General features: G+C 63.8%; 19 protein-coding genes. 11 read left to right on the top strand and 8 right to left on the bottom strand.

Annotated elements, in window-relative coordinates; translation table 11 throughout:
* Window positions 1–63: 63 nt before the first annotated feature.
* The 4 genes from ACZ1JV_RS04000 (at window position 64) to cobA (ending at window position 5,180) form a co-directional block, all read left to right on the top strand.
* A complete protein-coding gene (locus tag ACZ1JV_RS04000; protein ID WP_465149690.1) occupies window positions 64–1,293 on the top strand; it encodes a hypothetical protein in 1,230 nt (409 codons plus the stop codon).
* Window positions 1,294–1,513: 220 nt separating this feature from the next.
* A complete protein-coding gene (gene nirB / locus ACZ1JV_RS04005; protein ID WP_465149691.1) occupies window positions 1,514–4,042 on the top strand; it encodes a nitrite reductase large subunit NirB in 2,529 nt (842 codons plus the stop codon).
* Window positions 4,043–4,047: 5 nt separating this feature from the next.
* Window positions 4,048–4,383, top strand: coding sequence for a nitrite reductase small subunit NirD (gene nirD / locus ACZ1JV_RS04010; RefSeq protein WP_465140019.1), 336 nt, complete (start codon window positions 4,048–4,050; stop codon window positions 4,381–4,383).
* Complete coding sequence (cobA, locus tag ACZ1JV_RS04015) at window positions 4,380–5,180, top strand: uroporphyrinogen-III C-methyltransferase (RefSeq protein ID WP_465149692.1); 801 nt, start codon at window positions 4,380–4,382, stop codon at window positions 5,178–5,180. Before nirD ends, cobA begins: the two co-directional genes overlap by 4 nt.
* A 122-nt stretch (window positions 5,181–5,302) precedes the next feature.
* Here cobA and ACZ1JV_RS04020 read toward each other — a convergent pair whose 3' ends face one another.
* The 3 genes from ACZ1JV_RS04020 to ACZ1JV_RS04030 form a co-directional block, all read right to left on the bottom strand.
* Window positions 5,303–5,980: a Fe2+-dependent dioxygenase gene (locus ACZ1JV_RS04020; protein WP_465149693.1), complete on the bottom strand. Its 678-nt coding sequence runs from the start codon at window positions 5,978–5,980 to the stop codon at window positions 5,303–5,305.
* 72 nt (window positions 5,981–6,052) lie between these two features.
* Window positions 6,053–8,359: a catecholate siderophore receptor Fiu gene (locus tag ACZ1JV_RS04025; protein WP_465149694.1), complete on the bottom strand. Its 2,307-nt coding sequence runs from the start codon at window positions 8,357–8,359 to the stop codon at window positions 6,053–6,055.
* 366 nt (window positions 8,360–8,725) lie between these two features.
* Window positions 8,726–9,994: a phospholipase A gene (locus tag ACZ1JV_RS04030; RefSeq protein WP_465149695.1), complete on the bottom strand. Its 1,269-nt coding sequence runs from the start codon at window positions 9,992–9,994 to the stop codon at window positions 8,726–8,728.
* Window positions 9,995–10,255: 261 nt separating this feature from the next.
* Here ACZ1JV_RS04030 and ACZ1JV_RS04035 point away from each other — a divergent pair, with 261 nt between their 5' ends.
* The 3 genes from ACZ1JV_RS04035 to ACZ1JV_RS04045 all read left to right on the top strand — a co-directional run bounded on the left by ACZ1JV_RS04035 (window position 10,256) and on the right by ACZ1JV_RS04045 (window position 14,026).
* The gene (locus tag ACZ1JV_RS04035; protein ID WP_465149696.1) at window positions 10,256–11,227 is read left to right on the top strand and encodes a hypothetical protein; all 972 of its coding nucleotides are present in this window, start codon (window positions 10,256–10,258) and stop codon (window positions 11,225–11,227) included.
* A 92-nt stretch (window positions 11,228–11,319) separates the two neighbouring features.
* Entirely contained in the window at window positions 11,320–12,750 is a 1,431-nt protein-coding gene (locus ACZ1JV_RS04040) for a basic amino acid/polyamine antiporter (protein ID WP_465149697.1), read from the top strand.
* A 34-nt stretch (window positions 12,751–12,784) separates the two neighbouring features.
* Complete coding sequence (locus tag ACZ1JV_RS04045; protein WP_465149698.1) at window positions 12,785–14,026, top strand: arginine deiminase; 1,242 nt, start codon at window positions 12,785–12,787, stop codon at window positions 14,024–14,026.
* A gap of 8 nt (window positions 14,027–14,034) precedes the next feature.
* Here ACZ1JV_RS04045 and ACZ1JV_RS04050 read toward each other — a convergent pair whose 3' ends face one another.
* Window positions 14,035–14,670 (bottom strand): helix-turn-helix domain-containing protein, encoded by a 636-nt coding sequence (locus tag ACZ1JV_RS04050; RefSeq protein ID WP_465149699.1) that lies wholly within the window; start codon window positions 14,668–14,670, stop codon window positions 14,035–14,037.
* Between the two features lie 97 nt (window positions 14,671–14,767).
* Here ACZ1JV_RS04050 and ACZ1JV_RS04055 point away from each other — a divergent pair, with 97 nt between their 5' ends.
* Together ACZ1JV_RS04055 and ACZ1JV_RS04060 are read left to right on the top strand one after the other, a co-directional pair.
* The gene (locus tag ACZ1JV_RS04055; RefSeq protein ID WP_465149700.1) at window positions 14,768–14,959 is read left to right on the top strand and encodes a hypothetical protein; all 192 of its coding nucleotides are present in this window, start codon (window positions 14,768–14,770) and stop codon (window positions 14,957–14,959) included.
* A gap of 69 nt (window positions 14,960–15,028) precedes the next feature.
* Complete coding sequence (locus ACZ1JV_RS04060) at window positions 15,029–17,272, top strand: TonB-dependent siderophore receptor (protein ID WP_465149701.1); 2,244 nt, start codon at window positions 15,029–15,031, stop codon at window positions 17,270–17,272.
* Between the two features lie 87 nt (window positions 17,273–17,359).
* Here ACZ1JV_RS04060 and ACZ1JV_RS04065 read toward each other — a convergent pair whose 3' ends face one another.
* Complete coding sequence (locus tag ACZ1JV_RS04065) at window positions 17,360–19,057, bottom strand: GGDEF domain-containing protein (RefSeq protein ID WP_465149702.1); 1,698 nt, start codon at window positions 19,055–19,057, stop codon at window positions 17,360–17,362.
* Window positions 19,058–19,139: 82 nt separating this feature from the next.
* Here ACZ1JV_RS04065 and ACZ1JV_RS04070 point away from each other — a divergent pair, with 82 nt between their 5' ends.
* Together ACZ1JV_RS04070 and ACZ1JV_RS04075 are read left to right on the top strand one after the other, a co-directional pair.
* Entirely contained in the window at window positions 19,140–19,457 is a 318-nt protein-coding gene (locus tag ACZ1JV_RS04070) for a hypothetical protein (protein ID WP_465149703.1), read from the top strand.
* Between the two features lie 12 nt (window positions 19,458–19,469).
* Window positions 19,470–20,126, top strand: a complete 657-nt coding sequence (locus ACZ1JV_RS04075; RefSeq protein ID WP_465149704.1) for an RpiB/LacA/LacB family sugar-phosphate isomerase — start codon at window positions 19,470–19,472, stop codon at window positions 20,124–20,126.
* A 67-nt stretch (window positions 20,127–20,193) separates the two neighbouring features.
* Here ACZ1JV_RS04075 and bglX read toward each other — a convergent pair whose 3' ends face one another.
* The 3 genes from bglX to ACZ1JV_RS04090 form a co-directional block, all read right to left on the bottom strand.
* Window positions 20,194–22,512, bottom strand: coding sequence for a beta-glucosidase BglX (gene bglX, locus ACZ1JV_RS04080; RefSeq protein ID WP_465149705.1), 2,319 nt, complete (start codon window positions 22,510–22,512; stop codon window positions 20,194–20,196).
* Window positions 22,513–22,564: 52 nt separating this feature from the next.
* Entirely contained in the window at window positions 22,565–23,731 is a 1,167-nt protein-coding gene (locus ACZ1JV_RS04085) for an acyltransferase family protein (RefSeq protein ID WP_465149706.1), read from the bottom strand.
* A gap of 65 nt (window positions 23,732–23,796) precedes the next feature.
* The gene (locus ACZ1JV_RS04090) at window positions 23,797–24,825 is read right to left on the bottom strand and encodes a LacI family DNA-binding transcriptional regulator (RefSeq protein ID WP_465149707.1); all 1,029 of its coding nucleotides are present in this window, start codon (window positions 24,823–24,825) and stop codon (window positions 23,797–23,799) included.
* Between the last annotated feature and the right edge of the window lie 62 nt (window positions 24,826–24,887).

Here is a 24,887-nt window from a genome sequence, read left to right on the forward strand (position 1 = left end):
GCGGCGGCCGGATCGAGAGAGATCCGGACCGCCGCTCAAATCTGGTCGCAGGGGGATTTTCAAATGCGGTATAGGATTGGAACGGCGGCCGGGCTGGCCGCTGCGATGCCATGCGTCGGCGTCGCGCATGCCGAAGACGTGGTGCTCAAGCCCGTGGTCGAGGCGCGTGCCCGCTATGAACATGTCGATCAGGATGGACTGGACCAATCCGCCGATGCCCTGACACTGCGGGTTCGCGGCGGGGTTTCGGCAGCGAGTGGCCCCTTGAGCGCCACGATCGTTGCGCAAGGTACATTGGCGGCCATCGACGATTACTACGACGGTTTGCACGGCGCTGTAACGCGGCCGCTGGTGGCCGATCCGCAGAATGTGGCGCTCTATCTTGCGCAGCTGCAGTACCGGAGCCCGGCCATTGCCCTCACCGCCGGGCGACAGAAACTGGCGCTGGATGACGAGCGCTTCGTCGGCAATGTCGGCTTTCGCGACAATGCGCAGACGTTCGATGCAGTACGGGCCGAAGTCACGCCGCTCAAGGGGTTGAAGCTGGATCTGGCCTATGCGTGGAGCGTGCGCACGATCTGGGGCGTGGACGGGCACGGCGCGCGGCAGCAGGCGGTGGACGGAAACAATGTGTTCGCGAACCTGTCCCTGGCGACACCTGTCGGGACATTGACCGGCTTCGGCTACCTTATCGATCAGGATGAGGCGGCCGTGCAGGGATACAGACTTTCCAGCCAGACTTACGGCGCACGGTTGGCGGGCAGTCGTGCCCTTTCCACGGCGGTGAAACTCTCCTGGCAGGCAAGTTACGCCCGCCAGTTCGATTGGCGTCGCAATCCGAACGACTATCATGCCGATTATTGGCTGGCGGACGCCACGCTCGATGCGAAGGGCTGGAAACTGAATGCCGGATACGAAGTGCTCGGCGCTGGCGGCGGTCCGGATGGCGGCAAGCCCTTCACCAGTTTCCAGACCCCGCTCGGCACCAATTTCAAGTTTCAGGGCTGGGCGGACAAGTTCCTGACCACACCTGCGAACGGCGTGCGCGATCTCTATTTCGGCGGCGGTTATGGCTGGAAGCAGTTTGGCCCGCTTTCGGCCGTCACTTTGCAAGGTACCTGGCACCGCTTCGACAGTGACCGGCTTGGCCAGCACTACGGCAACGAGCTTGATCTTCTCGCATCTGCGAAGCTGCGCAGGACGGCGATTTCGCTGCGCTACGCCCGTTACGATGCCCGGGAAATGGCGACCGACACGTCCAAGTACTGGATTCAACTGGATTGGGCTTATTGATCGACAGGCGTGACGGAATCGCTTGAGCCCAAGCGCGTTTCCCCATATGGTGCAGTGCAAAGGACGACGTTGTCCTTCTTACATCACCGAAGCGACCCATTGGCGGGTTGCGGAGGCCCGAACGATGGCAAGGCCGCCATCCAGACTTTCGGTTTCGAACCGAGGGTCCGGATGGCGGCCTTTTCTCGTTTCTCCCTTTGCTTTTTGCGGAGTCTCGCGAATGGAATTTCAGGACGGGATCGAACCCCAGCAAGCCACGGCGGTGGATTACGACGACGCCCTTGTCGTGCCGTCGGACGACGTGCGCGAGCATCTTGTCGTCGTCGGCAACGGCATGGCGGGCTGCCGCGCGGTGGAGGAACTGCTGGCGCGTGACGCCGGGCGTTATCGCGTCACCATTTTCGGCGCCGAACCGCATGTGAACTACAATCGCATCATGCTGTCGCCGGTGCTGGCGGGAGAGAAGACGTTCGACCAGATCGTCATCAATCCGCGCGCGTGGTACGACGATAACGGCATTACCCTGGTCACTTCGGACCCGGTCGTCGCCATCGACCGCGCGGACAAGACCGTGACGTCGCAGTCGGGGCGTAAGGTCCGGTACGACCGGCTGCTGATCGCCACCGGTTCCGACCCCTTCATCATTCCAGTGCCCGGCAAGGATCTGCCCGGCGTCATCTCCTTCCGCGACATGAAGGACGTGGATACCATGCTGGCGGCGGCCGATGCAGGCGGCGATGCCGTGGTGATCGGCGGCGGTTTGCTGGGCCTGGAAGCGGCGCATGGCCTGACGCTGCGCGGCATGAAAGTCACCGTGATCCACCTGATGCCCACGCTGATGGAGCGCCAGCTGGACGAGGCAGCGGGTTGGCTGCTCAAGACCGCACTTGAAGCGCGCGGCCAGACGATCCTGACCGGCGCGGACACCGCCGAAATCTATGGCGAGGGCAAAGTCGAAGGCGTGCGGCTGAAGGATGGGCGGGAGATTCCGGCCAGTCTGGTGGTGATGGCCGTCGGCATCCGCCCGTCCACTGCGCTGGCGCGCGATGCCGGGCTCGATGTGGGCCGCGGCATCAAGGTGGACGATCACATGGTGACGAGCGATCCGCATGTCCTCGCGGTGGGCGAATGCGTCGAGCATCAGGGCAATGTCTACGGCCTTGTCGCGCCGCTCTGGGACATGTGCCGCAGCCTTGCCGATGGGCTGACCGATCGGCACAGCGGCTATCGCGGCTCGGTCACTTCCACCAAGCTCAAGGTCGCCGGGCTTGACGTGTTTTCCGCCGGTGACTTTTCGGGCGGAGAGGGCTGCGAGGATATCGTGCTGCGCGATGCGTCGCGCGGGGTCTACAAGCGGGTCGTCGTCAAGGACGGCAAGATCGTCGGCGCCGTGCTTTACGGCGATACGGCCGATGGAAACTGGTACTTCGATCTTCTGCGCAAGGGTGAGGACGTATCGGAAATCCGCGATAGCCTGATCCTGGGGCAAGCCTTTGCTTCGGGCGGCAGTGCGGATCCCTTGGCGGCTGTCGCGGCAATGGCGGACGATGCGGAAGTGTGCGGCTGCAACGGCGTATCGAAGGGGCAGGTCGTCGCTTCGATTGCATCGGGCGCGTGCAGCCTCGATGCGGTGCGGGCCACATGCAAGGCCTCGGCAAGCTGCGGCTCCTGCACCGGGCTGGTCGAGAACCTGCTGGCGCTGACCCTGGGCGATGAGGTCAAGTCCGGCCCCAAGACGATGTGCAAGTGCACCAGCTTCACCCATGACGATGTGCGGCGGGAGATCGTGGCGCAGGCGATGAATTCGATCCCCGAAGTGATGCACAAGTTGCACTGGTCCACGCCCGATGGCTGCTCCTCGTGCCGCCCGGCGCTGAACTACTATCTGCTCTGTGCGCTTCCGGGCGAATACGAGGATGACCAGCAGAGCCGCTTCGTCAACGAGCGGATGCACGCCAATATCCAGAAGGACGGCACCTATTCGGTGGTGCCGCGCATGTGGGGCGGCCTCACCAACCCGCGCGAACTGCGCGCCATCGCCGATGTCGTCGAAAAGTACGATGCGCCGATGGTGAAAGTGACGGGCGGGCAGCGGCTCGACATTTTCGGCATCAAGAAGGAAGACCTGCCCGCCGTCTGGGCCGATCTCAATGCCGCAGGGATGGTCTCCGGCCATGCCTACGGCAAATCGCTGCGCACGGTGAAGACTTGCGTCGGCTCCGAATGGTGCCGCTTCGGTACGCAGGATTCCACCGGCCTTGGCGTGAAGACCGAGCGGATGACCTGGGGATCGTGGATGCCCCACAAGTTCAAGATCGCGGTTTCCGGCTGCCCGCGCAATTGTGCGGAAGCGACGATCAAGGACTTCGGCGTCGTCTGCGTGGATTCCGGCTACGAACTCCATGTCGGCGGCAATGGCGGTATCCACGTCCGCGCTACCGATTTCCTCTGCAAGGTCGCTACCGAGCAGGAGGCGCTCGATTACTGCGCCGCCTTCGTCCAGCTCTACCGGGAGGAAGCGCGCTATCTGGAACGCACCGCGCCGTGGATCGAACGTGTCGGCGTCGAATACGTGAAGCAGCGGATCGTCGAGGATGAAGTCGGCCGCGAGGCGCTGCGCGCCCGGTTCCTCTATTCCCAGAGCTTCAGCCAGGAAGATCCCTGGGCCGAACGCGCGGCCGGGCAGCAGGCCGAACTGCACCAGCACCTTGAACCTCTGGCACCCCAGGACATGATCGCAGCGGAGTGAATGACATGAACGACTGGATCGATATCGGCACCCTGTCCGACATTCCCTTGCGCGGCGCGCGCACCGTCCGGCTGGAGGGTGAGAAGGAGATCGCCGTGTTCCGCACCGGCGACGACAAGGTCTTCGCACTCGTCAACGAATGCCCGCACAAGAAAGGCCCGCTCAGCCAGGGCATCGTCCATGGCCATTCGGTGTCCTGCCCGCTGCACAACTGGAACATCGCGCTTGCGAACGGAGAGGCGCAGGGCGAGGACAAAGGCTGCACGCCGACGATCGCGGTGAAGCAGGACGGGGATCGGATCCTGATTGCCCATCCGCAGACCCTGCAGGTGGCCGCTTGACCGCGCCCCGACCGCTTCGTCAGGCGCCAATTGCGCCGGGCGAGGTCTGGCTGGTGGGGGCCGGGCCGGGTGATCCCGACTTGCTCACGCGCAAAGCCGAAAGGCTGATCGAAGCGGCGGATGTGGTGTTCTACGATGCGCTGGTGGGCCCCGGTGTGCTGGAACTGATCCCGCCCGGTGTAGAAACCGTCAGTGTGGGCAAACGGTCCGGCCGGCATAGCAAGGCCCAGGGATCGATCAACGATCTGCTGCTGCAGGCCGCACTGGCCAGCAAGCGGGTGGTACGTCTGAAGGGCGGCGACCCTTCCGTGTTCGGCCGTTCCGCCGAAGAGATGGACCATCTGGTGCAGGCGGGCGTGCCGGTGCGGGTTTGCCCCGGCGTCACCACGGCCAGCGCGGCCGCCGCCAGCGCCAATGCCTCGCTGACGCTGCGCGGTGTTACCCGTTCGATCACCTTGCTGACGGCGCACGCCCGCGCTGGCGAGGCGCTGGACTTGGACTGGGAGGCGCTGGTCAGGGCAGGCGGCACTCTTGGGGTCTATATGGGCCGCGCGGCGGCCGGCGAAATCGCCCGTTCGCTGATCGCGGCGGGCTGCGATCCCGAAACCCCGGTGATGGTGGCTGTGGAAGTGTCGTTGCCCGGGGAGCGGCTCATTCGCGGCCCCCTGTCGGCACTGGCGTTTCTGGTCGCCGCGGTGAGCGACGACGATCCCACCCTTCTGCTGATCGGCGAGGCGGTTGGCCAGCATCGCCGGGCCCATGCGTCCGCCTCCGCTTTCGCACAGGGCACCGTATGACGGGATCCGGCCCTGCGGCCTAGAGCGGTTTCCGATCCGATTGCATCGGATCGACCGCTCTAAGTTTTTGGTTTGTCGCATTTTCCGAGTCATCAGGTGATTCCACCTGATTAGAAAATGCTCTAGATCTCCGACCAGCGACGCAGGAGGTTGTGGTAGACGCAGGTGAGCTGGAGCACGGCGTCCTGATCGGCGTTGTCGAGCGTCAGCTTCTGGATCGAGGTATCGAGTTCGAACAGCATCCGCCGCTCCGCATCGTCGCGGACCAGGCTTTGTATCCAGAAGAAGGAAGCGATACGCTCCCCCCGAGTCACCGGCTCGACCCGGTGCAGGCTGCTGGACGGATAGATCACGGCATCGCCCGCGGGCTTGGCCACGACATGTTCGCCGTAGGTATCGCTGATGACGAGCTGGCCGCCATCATAGTCTTCAGGGTCGTTGAGGAATACCGTGCACGAGATGTCGGAGCGAAGCTGATCGTCGCCGCCCAGGCTCATCACCGCGCCATCGACATGAAATCCGTATTCGCCGCCGCCTGCATACCGGTTGAAGCGCGGCGGCAATATCCGCCGCGGTAGGGCGGCTGCAAAGAACAGCGGACTGCGCTTCAACGCCCGCAGCAAGGCATCGCCCAGTTCCGCCTTGAGCGGCGAATCGTCCCGCAGCTGTTCGTTGCGTTTGACCTTGGCGCCCTGTGCACCGACGGTTTCCCGCCCGTCCGTCCAGTCTCCCCCATCCAGCCTGCGCCGGAATTCGGCCACTTCGTCCGGAGTGAGAACCTGGGGTATGTGCAAAAGCATGGCGAAAGTCCGCTGGTAAAAAACTGACGGCGGGAGTCGAAACTCCCGCCGTCCGGATGTGGCCGACTTTGTTTAGAACTGGAAGTCGGCGCTGAACAGGAAGGTCTGCGGTGTGCCCGGGGTATAGCGGTAGCCGCTCTTGTTGATCGCCTGCACGTAATGCTTGTCGAACAGGTTGTAGGCGTTGGCGCGGAGCTTGATGTTCTGCGTCAGCGCGTAGGACAGGATCGCGTCCACCACGGTGTAGCCGTCGGTCTTCACCGGGGTGCCGACAGCACCGTCGGTGCCGCGGTGCAGGCCGCTGACATAGCGGACGCCGCCGCCGGCCTGGATACCGAACGGGAAGCTGTAGGTGGTCCACAGCGTGGCCGCGTTCTTCGGCGTGTAGGTGATGAAGTTGGTGCCGTCCTGCGCCACGTTCGGGCCATTGATGACCTTGGCGTCCTGATAGGTGTAACCTGCCGAGAGCTGCCATTCGGGCGTGAGGTTGCCCACCGCCGAGAGTTCGACGCCCTGGACCCGCTTCTTGCCGGTCTGCGTCGGGTTGCCGTTATCGTCGAGATCGCTGCTGTTGATCTCGTTGCTGATCTTGGTGCGGAACACGGCGCCGTTCAGCGCGAGGGCACCGTCGAATGCGCTCCACTTCACGCCGGCTTCGAAGGTATCGGCCTTCTGCGGGTCCATGTTCGGATTGGCCGCGTTGTTGAGTGCCGAGCTGAGCGTGAAGTTCGCGCCGCCCGGAGGCTGCTGCGAAAGCGCGTAGTTGACGTAGAGGCTGACCGCCTGCACCGGCTTGAACACGGCGCCCAGCTTCCAGTTGAAGAGGGTGTCCTTGTCCTTAAGGTCGGTCGTGGTGAGGATCGTCCCGGTCGGCGACGTGCCGCAAGCGGCCGCGGTGGCGCAGGGCGCGTTGACGAAATAGGTCAGCTTGTAGTGATCGACGCGGACACCGCCGGTCACCAGCAGCATGTCATCGAAGAACTTCGCCGTGTCGAACGCATAGAACGACTGGGTATTGGTCTTACCCTTGGAGTGCCCGCCCGTGTACGAGGCGACATAGCTGTTCGCATCGTTCCAGTTGGGATCGTAAAGGCTGGCGCGCGGCAGGGTGCCGGTGCCCGCCATCGTGCGCTGGTACTGCTGCTCGCTGGTGAATTCGACGCCGACGCTGAGGTTGTGCTCGATCGATCCGGTCGCGAAATCGGCGCGCAGGTTCAGCTGGTCGGTCAGGATCTTGTTGGAGATATCCTTCAGCGTCGCGTTGCTGCGGGCCATCGTGTAGGTCGACAGATCGTTGATGTCGGTCCACTTAATGTTGGCCGCCGTCGTCATGAACGAGGTGAGCTGGTAATCCTGATCGGTGCGGCCCCAGCGCGCGCTATTGGTGAGCTTCACCGAGTCCGAGAAGTCGTGCTCAAGGATGAAGGTGGCCATCTTCGCGGTCACATTGTCATGATCCTGACGCGTGCCGTAGAAGTTGGTGGAATCCACCGGATGGCCGGCAAGCTGCTCGATGCCCGCCTGCGGTTCCCAGTACTTGATGCCGATGGTCGGCACGAAGCCGTCCGGAATGTTGTTCTGATCGACATACATCAGGTTCAGGTAGGCGCGGGTCGAAGTGCCCAGGCCGAAGCCGAACGAGGACGCAATGCCGACGCGGCTGTTGTTGACATGGTCGCGGCCGGCAACGTCGCTGTCCTGCCACATCACGTTGAAGCGGACGGCGGCGTTGGGAATGCCGCCGATCGCCTGGTTGAAGTCCGCCGTGCCGCGCTTCTGGCCGTCGGTGCCGACCGTGGCGGTTCCGGAAACCGCCGTGTCCATATTGGCGCGCTTGGAGACCATGTTGATCGAACCGCCCGCCGAAGTGCGGCCGTTGTCGGTGCCCGCGGGGCCCTTTTCGACTTCGACCTGTTCGGTGTTGAAGGTATCGCGCGAGATCGTGCCGATGTCGCGAATGCCGTCGACGAAGATGCTGCCCGAGCTATCCACGCCGCGCATGTAGATGGCGTCGCCGGTCGAGGTATTGCCGTTCTCACCTGCGTAGAAGGTGCCGACGCCGGGGCTGTTGCGCAGGGCTTCGGTCAGCGTGGTCGCGCCCTGCTGGTTGAACAGCTCCTTGCTGATGACCTGGATCGTCTGCGGCGTATCCTGCAGCGGCTGGGTGAACTTGGGCGAGGCGACATGGTCGACCTTGATGCCGTCATCCTCGACCGCCGTGTCGGTGACGGTCACGCCGCCAAGACGGGCAGGCTTCGCGGTGCTTGCTGCGTCCTGCTCCTGAGCGAGGGCGGGGGAAGCAGCAAGGCCAAAACAGCTGAGCGCGAGATAGGCGGGCGAGGCGCTGGCCAATGAGCCGCGCAGACGTGAGATGGACATTATTTCCCCCTTGTTTCCGAAGAGTGGCTTAATTCGGAGGCGCTAATGCGACTGATTCGCGATAGCCGCAAGGGGCGGGTCAAGATTTTCGCATAGTGTTGCAAATGCATCGCACTTGCGACGTTTGTCACAGGGCTTGCTGCATATGGAAGGCCTAGCCGATCCAACCGTCTGATATGCGCGATATTTCACGGGATTTTCAGCGCCGCCCGCTCGCCCGGCCGTGGCGGGATCTGGCGGCGGTGTATTCGCATGCGTGGTTCACCGGCGCGTGCCAGTCGGCTTCTCGTCCTGCCAGAAGCCGGACCAAGGCGCGATGGCGGCCGGGCGGAAAGGCGCGACGAATTTCGCCTCTCGCCTCGCTGGTCAGCGGATCAGCGCGAATCCGACCCGCAGCCGCGTGATGGAACGATTGTAGTCGAGCAGATTCTCGCCATAGCCCGCGAAGCCCTGGACGATCAGATAGAGGTCGGGGCCGCCCCCCAGCAGACGGGGCAGGGGGTAGGACACCTCTGTATTGATGGCGCCCTTGCCGGAAGAGAAATTGAAGCGGGTGTTGGTGGAGGCGCGAATGCCGTCCGGATCGCCGACTTGCAGGAAAAGCCCGGCGTGGCCCCGATAGCGGACGATGTCGGGATTGTCCGACTTGTCGCCGATGTAGAAGGACAGTCTTGGCGCCACCAGCACGCGCCAGTCGCCGCGCAAGGGAATGGCGGCCATCGGCGCGATGTAGAACGAATTCACGCTGCGGGAATCGTCGCCGTCGCGGCCGTTCGATTCGTGGCGCAATCCGCCCTGTAGGGCGGCCGTCATGCCGTTGTCCCAGGCCTTGGCGGGCGTGACGTAGATGAGTTCCGGCTGATAATCGATATTGCGGAACGGCTTGGATGCGGCCCGCAGATCCCAGAACATGCGTTGCGTGTAGGCCAGATGCAGCCCGTCACGCCAGGATGAGGGCAGGTCGTGGGCGCTGCGTGATCCGAACAGACGGTACTCGAAGCTGATCTGTATCCGCGCCTCGGTATTGGTGCCGGGGCCGTAGACCGCGTAGATCGGCTCGTAGGGGGCAAGATTGCCGACAAAGGCATTGCCCACGCTGCGATCCGCCGGCGGACCTTGGTTCGGTTCCGCAGGCATCGGCTGCGCGGACGCGGCGACCGCCGCGACGGGTCGAACGGACTGGCCGGGCTGGGCGGGCGCCTCGGCCAGTCTGACATCCGCAGGGCCGTGCAGCGCGATCTCGGCGGTGCGCCATTGCGGGATGGACAGGGTCATGTCCTTCGGCGCGAAACCGGGCGGCAGGCGGTAACGCACCCGGGCGAAGCCTTGCGGGGCGAGGATGATCGACCTCGGGATCTCCGCCGAACGATCGAGCGGTACGGTTTCCGGGTTCCCCGAGCCTGCCAGCCTTGCCGCCACTTGCTCCGGCAAAATAACCGTGGCGGGTGACGTGCCGGGATTCAGAAACCGCAGTTCCACGGAAATCCTGCCATCGGCATCCGGCGCGGCCAGCCCGGAGATCAAGGTTTCCACCACCTCGTCCGCGTGTGCCGGGGGCGATGCCAGCAGCAGGCTCAGCGCCGCCAATCCCAGCATGGGGCGGCAGCGGAGCCGCGTGGGGAGAGCATCCATCATCGTTCCATTCCCGTGGCGACTTTGCTTCGCATGCTGAACGGCCGCATCTATGGCGTTTCGGCAATCGTTTGAACAGCTAAAGCCCGCAAGTGTAACTACCTTGGCGCACGGGTTTTTCCCGATATGCCGCGCCGGAAAACGGGCGCACCATTCCCTGACAGTCCATTCCGGCGACCATCACAGTGATGAGGGTGGCGGGTGAGGGCCTTCTATGGTTTTTATAAATATCTAATAATAAAGGAAAAATAAGTTCCGCAAGTGTTGGGTGAGGCTGCGGCAAACCTGTTCAGCTTCCGGGTTCAAGCGGAGGGTTCAGTGAAATATCGGGCAATCCGAGCGATCGGATTACTGTCAATGGCTGTTTCACCTCCCGTTCTGGCGGAGCCACCGGCCCCTGCACGCGATGAATCCCAAACGTTCCAATCCGATATGCGTGGGCCGCAGGACGAGATCGATCGGCTGCATATTCCCGGTTACGACGGAACGGCCGTTGGCGCGTCGGCGATCGAGTTGGAATTCGCTCCCGAAATCGCCTCGCACAATCCGCTGGGTTCGAATTCGCGCACAAGCACATCCACAAGCACGGCGCTGACGTTCGTCACCACCCAGCCCTTGTCCGACCGGCTGGAAATGGAATTCGATGCCGGCCCTTCCATGCTTCTGGAGCACGGAGACATCACGGAATCCGCCGTTGCCGCTTCGCTTGAGCTGCGAACGCATCAGAGCGCATCCGGTTTTGCCGGCTTTGCGCGCTACGAACTGGCTCATGTGATGGACAATTTCTTCGGCAGTGGGCTGGCCACCGACCAGACCCTGACGGCAGGGATACGGTACGGCGCGCAAGTCGGCGCCGGACAGGTCGGCGTCGAACTGGCCCCGCGGTGGCTGAATTCCAGCGATAATGCAGACGATTACCTTGCGACCGAGCTTTTCATCGACGCCTACTACCCCGTGCTGGATGACGGCATCGGGCTGATCGGCGAAATCTCGATCGATCGCCGGTGGTACCGGCAGGACGATGGCGCCGTGCCGGGCAAGCGCAGGGATTGGCGCTTCGAAGGCTTTGCGGGGATGGATATCGCGAATTTGCTCGCCCCGCCGCCGGGCCGTTTCAACCCGCTGCGTGCGCTGGGGGTCGGGGTGCTCTGGCTGGAAGTCGATTCCAATCTGAAAAGCGCGGACCGATCCGCATTCAAGGTGCTTCCCGCAATCACGCTTCGCGCGGATTTATGAGGGGAAACGCGGAGTCCAGATGATCGGGCCCCCGATTATCAAGTGAACGCGCAAGTCGCCTGCCACCGAAGTTATCATGCCGGGAGACCTAGATGACGAGCCAGGATAACAAGATCTCGCTGTTTTCGCTCACGTCGATGGTCGTCGGCTCGATGATCGGGGCGGGCATCTTCAATCTGCCGGCTCGGTTTGGGACTGCGACGGGACCTTTCGGGGCGATCATCGCTTGGTTGATCGCCGGTTCCGGCATGTACGCGCTGGCCCGCGTCTTCCAGGCGCTGGCGGCGCGCAAGCCGGATATCGATGCGGGCGTGTTCGCCTATGCCAAGGCCGGCTTCGGGGACTACATGGGTTTCCTGTCCGCCTTCGGCTACTGGCTGGGCTCCATTCTCGGCAATGTATTCTACTGGGTGCTGATCGGCGCGACGCTCGGCAAGTTCTTCCCGATCTTCGGCGACGGCAGTTCGGCGGTCGCGATCGTCGTCTCGCTGATCGGCATATGGGCTTTCCACTTCATGATCCTGCGCGGGATCGAGCAAGCCACCTTCATCAACTTCGTCGTCACCATCGCCAAGATCGTTCCCATCGTTACGGCCTTGCTGCTTATGCTGCTGGCATTCCACTGGGATACTTTCGCGGCCAACTTCTGGGGCGGGGAGGGGATGCCGGAGAAGACATTGGTGGCGCAAGTGCGCGACACCATGCTGATCACCGTGTTCGTCTTTCTCGGGATAGAGGGCGCCAGCGTCTATTCGCGCTTCGCAAAGACACGCGCCGACGTGGGCACGGCAACCATCCTGGGCTTCGTGGGCGTGACCGGTTTGATGGTCGCGGTGACGCTGCTGCCCTATGCGGTGATGCCGCAGGCAGATGTCGCCGGGCTGCGCCAGCCTTCGCTCGCCAGCGCGCTCGCCGCTGTCGTGGGGCCGTGGGGCAGCGTGTTCATCTCGATCGGGGTGCTGGTCTCGGTGCTGGGGGCCTATCTCGCCTGGTCGCTGATCTGTGCCGAAGTCCTGTTCGCGGCCGCCAGGTCGCACGACATGCCTCGGCTCTTTTCGGGAGAAAATCGCAATCGGGTGCCGGCGAATGCGCTTTGGCTGTCCAACATTCTCGTCTCGCTCTTCGTCATTTCGACATATTGGTCGCAGGACGCCTTCAATCTGATGCTGGACCTGACCAGCGTCAGCGCCCTGCTACCCTATCTGCTGGTCGCCGGTTACGGCGTGCTCATCGCCCGCCGCGGGGAAGGCTATGAAGCCGCGGCGGGTGAGGCCAGACGCGATCAGGTCATTGCCTGGGTAGCCGTGCTCTACTCCCTCGTGATGTTCGTTGCGGCAGGACTGGAGCACGTCATGCTCGTGGCCATCCTGCTGATCCCTGGAACGGTAGTTCTCTACGTCTGGGCCCGGCGCGAACGGGGCGAGCGGCTGTTCAATGCCGTGGAGCTGGTGATTTTCCTGGTCGTTCTGGTCGCCGGCCTGCTGGGGCTGGCCGGGCTGCTCAGTGGCCGCATCGTCGTGTGATTTGAAAAATCGGGCTATTCAGAAGGAGTGCCGCATGTCCACAGACATCCCATATGGCGTCTATTCCGAAGTCGGCAAATTGCGCAAGGTCATGGTCTGCGCGCCGGGCCGCGCGCACCAGCGGCTCACGCCGTCCAATTGCGACGACCTGCTGTTCGACGATGTGCTCTGGGTGGATGCGGCCAAGCGCGATCATCTCGATTTCCAGCAGAAGATGCGCGACCGCGGCGTCGATGTCGTCGAGATGCACGACCTGCTGACCGTGACGGCCGGCATCCCTGAGGCGCGGAAGTGGATTCTGGATCACCGGGTGACCGAAAACGAAGTCGGTCTGGGCCTGCTGACCGATGTGCGCAGTTATCTGGAGGGCTTACCCAACCGCGAACTGGCGGAAATCCTGATCGGTGGCCTGTCGGTGGAGGAGTTTCCGGAAAGCCACTCCGGCGCGCTGATGGAACTCATTCGCGAGACTCACGGAATCGGGCAATATCTCATCACCCCTTTGCCCAACACGCTCTACACGCGCGACACCACCTGCTGGATCTACGGCGGTTGCACGGTCAACCCGCTCTATTGGCCCGCGCGCAAGGACGAGACGCTGCTGACCACGGCGATCTACAAGTTTCACCCCGATTTCGCCGGCAAGACCAAGATCTGGCACGGCAACCCGGAAGAGGATCACGGCCTTGCCACGATCGAGGGCGGCGATGTCATGCCCGCGGGCAATCGCACCCTGCTGATCGGCATGTCCGAACGCACGTCGCGCCAGGGCATCGCCTTGCTGGCGCGATCGCTGTTCCAGCAGGATGTCGTCGATCAGATACTGGTAGCGGGGATGCCCCGGCTGCGCGCCGCCATGCATCTCGATACGATCTTCACGTTCGCCGATCGGGACTGCGTGCTGATCTATCCCGACATCGTCAACACCATCACGCCCTACATGATCCGGCCTGGGGCGAATGGCGGATTCGATGTGCGGCAGGAGGAAGGCGGCTGGGTTGCGGCAGTCGCCCGCGCGCTGAAAGTCGATAACATGCGCGTGGTGGAGACCGGAGGCACGCACTACATGCGTGAGCGCACGCAGTGGGATTCCGGTGCGAACCTCGTTTGCCTCTCGCCAGGCGTGGTGATTGCCTATGACCGCAACGTCTATACCAACACCCTGCTGCGCAAGGCCGGGATAGAGGTCATCACGATTTCCGGCGCCGAACTGGGCCGGGGCCGTGGCGGCGGCCATTGCATGACATGCCCGATCATTCGCGACGCTGCCGATTAGAAACCGCTCTAACTGCCGGTCCGAAAGGGCGCATCGGACGACAGGCTGTGCGCCCCGAAAGCGCGATTGTAGGCGCGGCCAAGGCTGGAAACGCCGCTGTAACCCAGCTGGAATGCGGCTTGTTGCAGCGACAATCCCTGCGTCAGCAGACCATCGACATGATGCATCCGCAATTGCTGGTGCCATTTGCCCGGCGACAGTCCGGTTTCTTCGCGAAAGGAGCGCGTAAAGCTTCTTCGGCTCATCCTCGCGTCGGCAGCCCAGGCGTCGAGGTCCAGCGGGCTGGCTGGATCCATGTAGAGGCGGTCGCACAGCGTTCGCAGACGGGCGGACTGCGGCATCACAGGTGCGGTGGCGCCGATATCGGCCGATCGCTCTATTTCATCGAGAATGAGTCCGGTCATACGCGCATGACGCTCGGCATCGGCCAGGGGATCTTCGTCCAGCAGGCATTCCACCAAAGCATGAAGCAAGGGCGAAACGGCGATCACGCGCACGTCCGGCAGTTGCGGCGCGGCCATGCGGTCGACGTAGAAGGCATTGTAGGCTGCCGGTCCGCGGCAAGTCACTTCGTGAACGACGCCGGCGGGAATCCACACCCCGCGTCCGGGCGGCAGGAAAATGCGCCGTCCGGGCGCCTGCACGATCGAAAATCCTTCGATACGATAGGAAAACTGGCCGCGATCGTGCGTGTGCGGTGGGTCGTATTAGCCGTCGCTCTGGCGGCCCCGGAACGCGACGATGGCGCTGTCACGCTTAAGGCTGGCGCTTTTGATCGCCACGGCAGGCAGGTGGTCGGCTCTGGATTTCGCGCGGTTCATGGCAATCGTGAAATGGGCCTGGATGGGGGACTTGCTGCCCGATCGGGCCAAAGAAGTGCCGATCGGGCCAAACCGGCATCGCATTATTGCGAATGCCTCGCAAGATAAATAAGGCGCAGCTGATCCCCGCCGGTGCGACATGGCGGGGCGGCGACAGCACAATTTCCCAACAGGAGGACCGATGTTCACAACGATGAGGCGCGTCATCGCGCCCGGCAGCGCCCTGATCGCGCTTGCCGCGTCCAGCGCTTATGCACAGACCGGCGACCGAACCGGAAAAGCGGAAACGGCAGAAAGCCACATCGACGAAATCCTCGTCACCGGCCAGAGCGACGGATACCAGACCGGCGACACCAATACGGCCACCAAGCTGCCGTTGACACTGCGCGAAACGCCGCAATCGGTCACTGTCATTACCCGTCAACGGATCGAGGATTTCAACCTCATCACCGTGCAGGACGTGCTGGAACAGACGCCGGGCGTCTCTGTCCAATCCTACGACAGCAATCGCACCCGCTTCCAGGCGCGGGGCTTCACCATCACGAATTTCCAGCTCGACGGCGTGCCATCGAACTTCAACGTCGGTGCCAGCGGCAACAGCGTCATGCCCGATACCTCGATCTTCGAGCGTATCGAAGTCGTGCGCGGCGCCGCGGGTCTCGTCACCGGGACGGGCGATCCTTCGGCCACGATCAACCTCGTGCGCAAGCGGCCGACCAATGACCTGAAGGCGAACGTCAGCCTCAACTACGGTTCCTGGGACTATGTCCGTGCAGAGGCCGATGTCGGCGGCCCGGTGATTGCCGGCGGCAGGATCCGCGCCCGCGCCGTCGCGGCCTATACCAGCCGGGACAGCTACCTCGATTTCCAGCACGACACCTCTCCCAGTCTCTACGGCGTCGTCGAGGCGGACATTACCGAAACGACCCGCCTGCGCGCCGGCGTCGATTATCTCAAGACGGACAGCGAGGGCGGTTCCTGGAGCGGCGTCCCGCTGTTCTTCAGCGACGGTACGCGAACCGACCTGCCGCGTTCCTACAGCGCCGCCGCGCGTTGGAACCGCTGGGAGCGCGAGAATACCAATGCCTTCGGGGTTCTTGAGCAGGAAATCGGCCGCTGGGTTGCCCGCGCCGCCTACAATCACCGCTGGACCGATACGGAAAGCCTGCTGGTGGCCGGTTCCAACAGCACGTTCTTCCCGGATCGCGAGACGGGCCTCGGCCTCAATGTCGTCAACACATACGGCATCTCGCATACGCGTGAGGATTCGTTCGATGGCTATGCCACCGGCCCGCTGCGCCTGCTGGGCCGCGACCATGAACTGGTCTTCGGTGTCAACCACTACGACCGCGAACTGGAAACCGTGGCGACCACGCTGACGCCCGCTTACGGTCTGTCGACCTTCAAGGTCGGCACCACGACCTACACGGCATTCCCCAGCATCTTCAGCTGGGACGGCGCCGTACCGCGCCCCACCACCACCGATCGCGGCTTCCCGTCGAGCACCGATCGCACGCGGCAGACCAGCATTTACGGTGCTGTGCGCCTGAACCCCTTCGATGGGCTGAAGGTCATCCTCGGCGGTCGCTATACCGATGCCGACACGACGACGCGCACCTACAACACCACGACCAATCCCGGCGCGCTCACGCGCACGGCGAACAGCGGAGGCAACAAGTTCTCGCCCTACGCCGGCGTGGTGTGGGATCTGACATCGCAGATATCCGCCTTCGCCAGCTATGCGCAGGTCTTCACCGTGCAGAGCCAGCGCGACGTCAACAACGACCAACTCGCGCCGCTGACCGGCACCAATTACGAATTCGGTTTCAAGGGGGAGTTCTTCGACAAGAAGCTCTATGCCGCGCTCAGCGGTTTTCACATGAAGCAGGACAATGTCGCCGAACTGCTGACCGGCGCGGCGCCGCTACCGGACGGCAGCACGCCGTACCGGGCGGTCAGCGGGGTCAAGACCTGGGGCGCGGAACTGGAGATCGCCGGTTCGATCACGCGCGATTGGCGGGTCGCCGGCGGCTATACTTACGTGCACAGCGAAAATGCGGACGGCAGCCGCTTCTCGCCCGACACGCCGGAGCATCTGGGCAAGCTGAACACCACCTACAAGATCGGCGCGCTGACTTTGGGCGGCGGCGGAACCTGGCAAAGCCGCATCTATCGCGCCATGCCGATCCCCACCGGCGCCTTCCAGGCGAACGGGCAGCCGGTCACCGCGACCGGCAATGTCTCGCAGAGCAGCTATTTCCTGCTCGACCTGCTGGTGCGGTACGACCTTTCGCCCAATGTCAGCGTGGGCGTGAACGCCACCAATGTGCTGGACAAGACCTATTACCGTAATGTCGGGTTCTTCAACTCGGGCTGGTACGGTCAGCCGCGCCGGGTGCTGGGCAACTTGCGCTGGCATTTCTGATGGTGCCGCTTGCCTGCGCGCGAGGTGCGCAGGCAAGCGGTTTCGACGCATGGCCGGGGTGTGAGCCCCTGCCTTGCTCTCCGCCGATCAGTCCCCCAGCGCATCCTGGTCAAGATCGTCGGCGCAAGGTTCGGGTGCGTCCAGCAGGCGGATCGCAATCTGATTGCGTCCGCCGCGCTTGGCTTCGTAAAGCGCTTCGTCGGCCAGACGATAGAGCGCGCGGAAATCGGCACGCGTTCCGGTTTTCGCGATCCCGATGCTGATCGTGACCTGGCGGTTGTCTATGACATCGCCGTGCGCGTAGCCGCTTACCTGCTGACGCAGGGAATCGGCAAAGCGCATCAGTTCGAAGCCCTCCAGCCCGGCGACCATCATTGCAAATTCTTCGCCGCCAAGCCGGGCCACGGTGCAGGACGGGCTTTCGTAAGGCGCAATGCAGCGGGCAATCGCCGCGAGCACCACATCGCCCGCTTCGTGGCCGAAAGCGTCGTTGATCGACTTGAACCAGTCCACGTCGATCAGCAGCAGGGCCACGACCTGACCGTTGCCCTGCGCATTAAGGACAGCGCCGACCCGTTCGATGAAACCGCGCCGATTGGGCAGCCCCGTCAGGGCATCGCGGCGTGCCAGTTCATGTGCCTGCGCCTCGGCCTGGCGCGCCATGTCGCGTTCCACCCGCAGGCGGCCATGCGAGCGCGAAGACGCAACGGAAAGCCACAGCGTCTGCCACGCTGCCGCGAACAGCACGAGGACCTGCGACCCACCGCCCCAGAACATGGAATCGGCATCGAAGAAACTGGTAGATGCCAGGACGATCATCGGCACCGCCCACGCGCCCGCGAAGCTGCGCGCGTCGCTGCTTCCGCGCCGCCAGGCCTGCCCCATGCACAATGCCACGGCCACCAGATTGGCGAGAACCAGGATGTTCAGCGCGCTGCCGAGCACGTCGATCGGCCCGTAGCGCATCATCGAAAGCGGAATGCCGAGCGCGAAGACGCAGGCCGTCAGCCAGAGCGTGGCGCGCCTCAACCAGCGGCTGACGTAGCCTTCCTCAAGCGCGGTGACGGCGCTCAGCGTGGCGAGCGAGATGGCAAGGCAGGAAAGGCCGGTGCAGATCTGCGCGGAAACGGCGCCCGCCATGGCGGGAAAGAAGAACAGATGGAGCTGCGACCAGCATGCGCCCCATGCGAACATGCACGCGGCCCATGCCGCCTGCCAGGCCGAGAATTGTCGGCGCACGGCAAGCGCCAGCGAGGCATTGTAGATTGCGCCCGCCAGCAGCAGCACGAGCGCCGCACCGATGGAGGTGGCCAGTCCCGTGGTCTGCGTGCTTTCCTCGCCCCGCCCGACCAGCCTCATCCGTAGCAGGCGTGCGCTTGCCACGCGGTCGAACCGCATGGTCACGCCGGTCAGCGCCGCGTCGCGGTGCGGTGCCCGGAACGCGAGTTGCCCGCCAGCCCGCCAGTGCGTGCCGAAATCGCCGCTGCGCACCTCCTGCCGTTCCATCGCGCCGTCGGCGTAGGAGAATGTGACGAGCAGGCGATCGAACCGCGAACTGTGGACGATCAGGGAGAGATCGTCGTGCCCGTCCGTTCCCGGCGCCAACTGCGCGTGAAGCCAGAGCGTGCCCTTCTGGTAGCCCACCGGCTCGCCGTTGCAGACGAACGCGGGATCTTTGCCACCGTCCTCGGCCACGGTCCGGCTGACCGAATGGCAAAGCGAGCTTCCGATCCGCAGAACCTCTGCAGAGGCAGGTGCCGACCAGCCGAGCCCGACCAGCCCCATGCACACCATCAGGCAAGAGGCGATCAGGACCTTTCGCAAAAGGTGCAGATATGGCGATTCGCAAACCATTGCGGCGCGGCCTATGGCACAAATGCAATCCTGCGATAAACAATCAAAAAGCACCGCGCCGCAAAGCTTCGGTGCAATTGCGCGCAGATGGCCGAGATGCTTTTTAAATTGCAAATCACGTGTTTTAGTGTTGCCGGCGGGGCTGGCGCATGCGGTAGTTCTCGACCTGCTCGGCGCTATTCGGATTCCGCATCCGCCGCGCATTTCGTGGACGTTTTGCGCCATTTCGGCCGCCCCATGGATCCACTCATGGATTTTTGCCGCCATTGCGACGGCGTCCCTATTGTGGATCGTGGTAACCGGTGTCAAAAGGCTGGCGATCAGGGCTTGAGAGGAATGCCAGATGAAAATTGCACTTGTGATCGAGAACAGCCAGGCCGCGAAGAGCGAGACCATCCATTCCGCGCTGACCGCCGTGGCAGAGCCGCTGGGCCATCAGGTCTTCCATTATGGCATGTACACGCCCGAGGATAAGGCCTCGCTCACGTATGTCATGAACGGGCTGCTGACCGGCATTCTGCTGAACTCCGGCGCGGCCGATTTCGTGGTTACGGGCTGCGGCACGGGCATGGGTTCGATGCTGGCCTGCAATGCCATGCCGGGCGTGTTCTGCGGGCTCGTGATCGATCCCACGGATGCCTTCCTGTTCGCGCAGATCAACGATGGCAACGCGATTTCGATGCCCTATGCGAAGGGTTTCGGCTGGGCTGCGGAACTGAACCTGCAGGACGTCTATGCCAAGCTGTTCGAGGGTGAGCGCGGGCTCGGCTATCCGAAAGAGCGCGCGCAGATCATGGCCAAGAACCGCGGTATTCTGAAGGGCCTCAAGGATGCGACCTGCAAGGACATGGTTACGGCGCTCAAGTCCGTGGATCAGGACCTGCTGAAGGCGGCGATCGCGGGCGATCGCTTCAGGGACTACTTCTTCGCCAATGCGCAGGATGCGGCCATCCGCGATTACATCGAAAGCGTCCTGAGCGCGGTCCCGGCAGAGGCCTGAGCAGGCGCCGCCGGGCGTATATCCGGATGATGCCTGGCGCATCATCCGGAAAACGGCAGCGCAAGCGTCAGTCGGTCACCTCGAACGAGCTGGCAAGCGAAGCGGTGGAACTGTCGCCGGCATAGATATCGAACGTGCTGGCATCCTGCACGAAGCTGCGCGTCGATGCCGCCCAGTAGGTCAGGTCTTCCGGACGCAGCGTGAAGCGCACGGTCCGGGTCTCGCCCGGCTCCAGCGTCACGCGTTCGAAGCTCTTCAGTTCCCGTACCGGGCGGGCGGCCGTGCCGTAACGCTGGTGGATGTATAGCTGCGCCACTTCGTCCGCCCGGCGAGTGCCGGTGTTGCGGACATCGACCGAGACCGGCACCGCTTCGCCCCGCGCCACGCGGGCCTTCTCTACCTTGAGGTTGGAGAACGCGAAGGTGGAATAGCTGAGGCCGTAGCCGAAGGGATAGAGCGGCGTATTGGATTCGTTCCAGTAACGCTCCTCCACCGTCTTGGGCTGATGCGTGGTCAGATGCGCATAAGGCAGGGGAAGCTGGCCGATGTTGCGCGGCCAGTTGTAGGGCAGCTTGCCGCCTGGCGAGACTCTGCCGAACAGCAGGTTGGCCACCGCCGTTCCGCCCTGCGTGCCGGGATACCAGATGTCCATCAATGCGGCGGGCTTGCTGCCCTTGAGGTCCAGCGGACGCGCGCTCATCAGCAGGACGACGACCGGCTTGCCCGTGGCGATCACCGCGTCGAGCAGTTCCTGCTGGCGCCCCGGCAGATCGAGCGAGGAGCGCGAGGCATTCTCGCCCACCATGATCTGGCCTTCGCCCAGCACCAGCACGGCCACGTCGGCATCCTTGGCGAGCGCCACCGCGCGCTGGATTTCAGGCGTATCATCGACGTTCTGCGCCTTGCCTGCCGCGAATTGCGCGTCGGACTGGAAGATCGATTTGTTGACGCGCGCCGGCATCGTCACGCCCGGCGAATAGGAAACCTTCACGCCGCTGCCGGCTTCGGCCTTGATGCCGGCAAGTACGGTGACGGTTTCCTTGTCGTCCTGATCGAACACCCAGGGCCCGACCGTATCGCGCGCAGAATCGGCCAGCGGGCCGATCACCGCGATCGACTTGAGCGCGCCGCGGCTGAGCGGCAGCGTGCCGCTTTCGTTGCGCAGCAGAACGGCGGTGCGTTCGGCCGCCATGCGGGCAACCTCGCGGTGCCGGGGATCGGCCAGAACGCGCTTGGCTTCCTTCAGGTCGACATAGGGCTTTTCGAAAAGCCCCATGCGGATCTTGGCTTCGAGGACATGGCGCACCGCATCATCGAGTTGCGCGGTGGAGATCTTCTCCGCCGCCAGCGACTGCGGAAGGGTCTTGAACGCCGAAATGCCAAACGGCGGCGCCATTTCCATGTCCGCGCCGGCAGTGAGTGCACGCACGCCTGCATCCTCGTTGCTGGCGGCGAAGCCGTGGGTCAGCAGGTCATGCGCGGCGCCGGCGTCGGTGACGACGAAGCCCTTGAAGCCCCAGGCCTTGCGCAGAACATCGGTGAGCAGCCAGCGATTGCCCGTCGCCGGCACGCCGTTCACGCCCATGTAGGCGCTCATGATGTTGCCGGCACCGGCATCGACGGCGGCCTTGAAGGGCTTCAGGTAGACGTTCCAGAGTTCGCTGTCCGAAAGGTTCACCTCGTCGTAATCGCGCCCGCCGATCGAGGCGCCGTAACCGGCGAAGTGCTTGGGGCCGGAAATGATGTGGCCGGGGCTACCGATGTAGGCGCCCTGGAAACCGCGCACTTGCGCTGCCGCCATGGCGCTGCCGAGGTAGGGATCTTCGCCCGCGCCTTCGATCAGGCGGCCCCAGCGCGGATCGCGCGCGATGTCCAGGTTGGGTGCGAAGGCCCAGTGGATGCCCACGGCGCGCGCCTCTCGCGCGGCGACGGTCTGTGCCTGCTGCGCAACGCCCGGATCCCAGCTGGCGGCGACGGCGATCGGTACCGGCATGATCGTGCGCAGGCCGTGAATGACGTCATAGCCGAACAGCAGCGGAATCTTGAGCCGGGTCTTCTCGACGGCGATGTGCTGCAGCCGGTCGAGTTCGGCGGGATCGTGCACGAACAGCAGCGAACCCGCCCGGCTTGCCGCCATCTCGTCGATCACGCGCTTCGATTCTTCGGGAGAGTCGGAGAAGTTGAAGTACTGGGTGATCTGGCCGGCCTTTTCCTCCGGCGTCATCTGGGCAATCAGCGCATCGGCGCGGGCGCGGACCACGTCATCGCTGAGCGGCGTGCCGGACGCGGCCTTGCTCTGCGCCATGGCCGTGCCGGACGCGGCCAGCGTTGCCGCCAGCGCGGCGCCGGTGAGCGCCTTGCGGCGGAATGTGCGTTTCGATGTCATCGGGTATCCCTGATCGGTTTTGTGGGGGAGAGGATTCGAAGGAGCCTGCGGGCTAGGCCCGCTTCAGAAAGGTGGCGCGCAGACGGCTGCGGATGGGTTCATCCCAGAACTTGTACGCTGCCCAGGCGACCAGAATGAGGAACGGCACCAAGGCCACGCCGATGGCCGCCATCCGTGCCGGAGAGGGTTTCTCGTTGGCGACGTAGTTCATCCAGATGTAGAGAAACGGGAAGTGGGTGATGTAGATCGGGTAGGATATGCGCCCGCTGGCTTTGCACAGACCCATCATTCCGGGGCCGGCGCTGGAATGACTGCCCGCGTGAACGATCAGCGGGAACAGCAGCACGACGCAAGACGCTTCGTAAAGGCCGTTAAGCGGGATGCCGCCGATGGGCTTCAGCGTCGGGAATGCGGCAATGCCAATCAGCAGCACGGACAGCGGCACCCATCCCAGCCGGATCGCAGGCAGGCTATCGCGGACGCGGTAGAGCCACAGTCCGGTCACGAAGGGAAAGCACAGGCGAACCGGCGCCATCCAGAGTGATGGCCAGGCCGACCCCTGATCGATACTGTCCAGCATGGCGGTGCAGACCACCAGCAGGGCGCCGCTCAGCACTGCCACTATCCCCAGTGTACGTGCGCGCATGTGGCGCAGCGCGAAGGCATAGGCCAGATTGCCGATGTATTCCTGCAGGAGGCTCCAGCACGGCCCGTTGAACGGATGCGTGTCTCCCCAGCGATTGGGCAGCATCGGTGAGGGCAGCAACAGCAGCCCCAGCGACAGCGCAACCAGCAACTCGCGAAGAGGGACGTTCTGCGCGGTGCCGGCGAACGGGTCGATCAGATAGCTGATGAAACCCAGCAGCGTGCCCAGAATGACCAGCGGATGCAGCCGGATCAGCCGCAGCGTCATGAACTGTTTCGCGGTCATCTGGTCCCAACGGTCGTCATAGGCATAGCCGATCACGAAGCCGGACAGCATGAAGAAGAAATCTACCGCCAGGATCGCGTGGTGCAGGATGATCCGCGCCCCCTCCCAGGATACGGTGATGCCCTGGATGTGGAACAGCACTACCAGCATGGCAGCCGTTCCGCGCAGGCCGTCCAGAACTTCGAAATGCTGCTTCCCGCTTGCCGTTCTGTCGTTGGTCGCGCCCTGATCCGCACCGTTCCGCTCGATCGGCGCGCCCACCGCATCCAGCCTTGCAGCTTGCTCCACTCACCCACTCCCAATTTCGCTGCGGCACGACTGGGTGATTTATCGTTAAACCACAAGGCCGAATTTTACACCGATCCACGCTCTACCACTTCGAATGCAAGCACCGTGTCCAGCGGCTCCGTTGCCTGCTGCGGGTGCCGCACCGCGCCTGCCAGAAATTCCATCGCGGCTGCCGCCATCGCGCGAACCGGTTGGCGCACGGTGGTCAGCGGCGGCCAGACGCGCGTGGCCAGCACGGTATCGTCGAAGCCCGTCACCGAAAGATCGCCGGGCAGGGCAAGGCCGCTGCGATGGGCGATCCATAACACCGCCGCGGCCATGTCGTCGTTGCCGGCGATGATTGCATCGGGTCTGTTCTCGAGGTCCAGCAGGTGCTCGGCCGCGGCCAGGCCGGACTGGAAGGTGAAATCGCATTCGATGCACAGCGCCGGATCAATAGGCAGGCCGCTTTCGCGCAAGGCATCGCGATAGCCCTCCACGCGGGCGACACTGTCGGAATGGCCCAGCGGCCCGCTCAGAACCGCGATCCGGCGCCGGCCATGGGCAATGACGCGCTTGGTCATGGCCTTGGCGGCAGAGCGATTGTCGATCCGGATGGTGGCGATATGGGGCAGGGCATGGGCGGTGGCGATGGCCGCGATCGGCACGCCGAGCGAGGCCGCATCGGGATCGCTTCCCAATACTTCGGCGTAAGGGGGAAGCAGAAGCAGGGCCTGCGCACCCTTGGCCACGAGATCGCGGGCGAGGTCGATCGTGGCCTCTGCCGACAGCTTCTCGGCCGATCGGATCTGCAACTGAACCCCGCACTCCGCCGCGACGACCGCCACGGCCGCCAGCGTCATTTCCACGAACACACTGTCGACATCGGCGCAGATCAGCCCCACGCAGGCGACCCCGGCGCCCATCAGCCGGCGGGCCGACTGGTTGGGAACATAGCCCAGTTCCTCGATGGCGGAGAGAACCCGCTGGCGGGTGTCCGCGCTGGCGCGCCCGGTGCGATTGATCACGTTCGATACCGTCATCGCGGAAACGCCGGCGCGCGCAGCCACGGCATGAAGCGTCATGCGGCTGCGGTCATTGTGCCGACGGCTCATGAAGAGGGCGCTTGCTGGCAGTGCATGCGCCCTCATGATCGACCGCAGGATCGTGTGCAAGC

The sequence above is a fragment of the Novosphingobium sp. BL-S-19 genome (genome assembly GCF_055521675.1).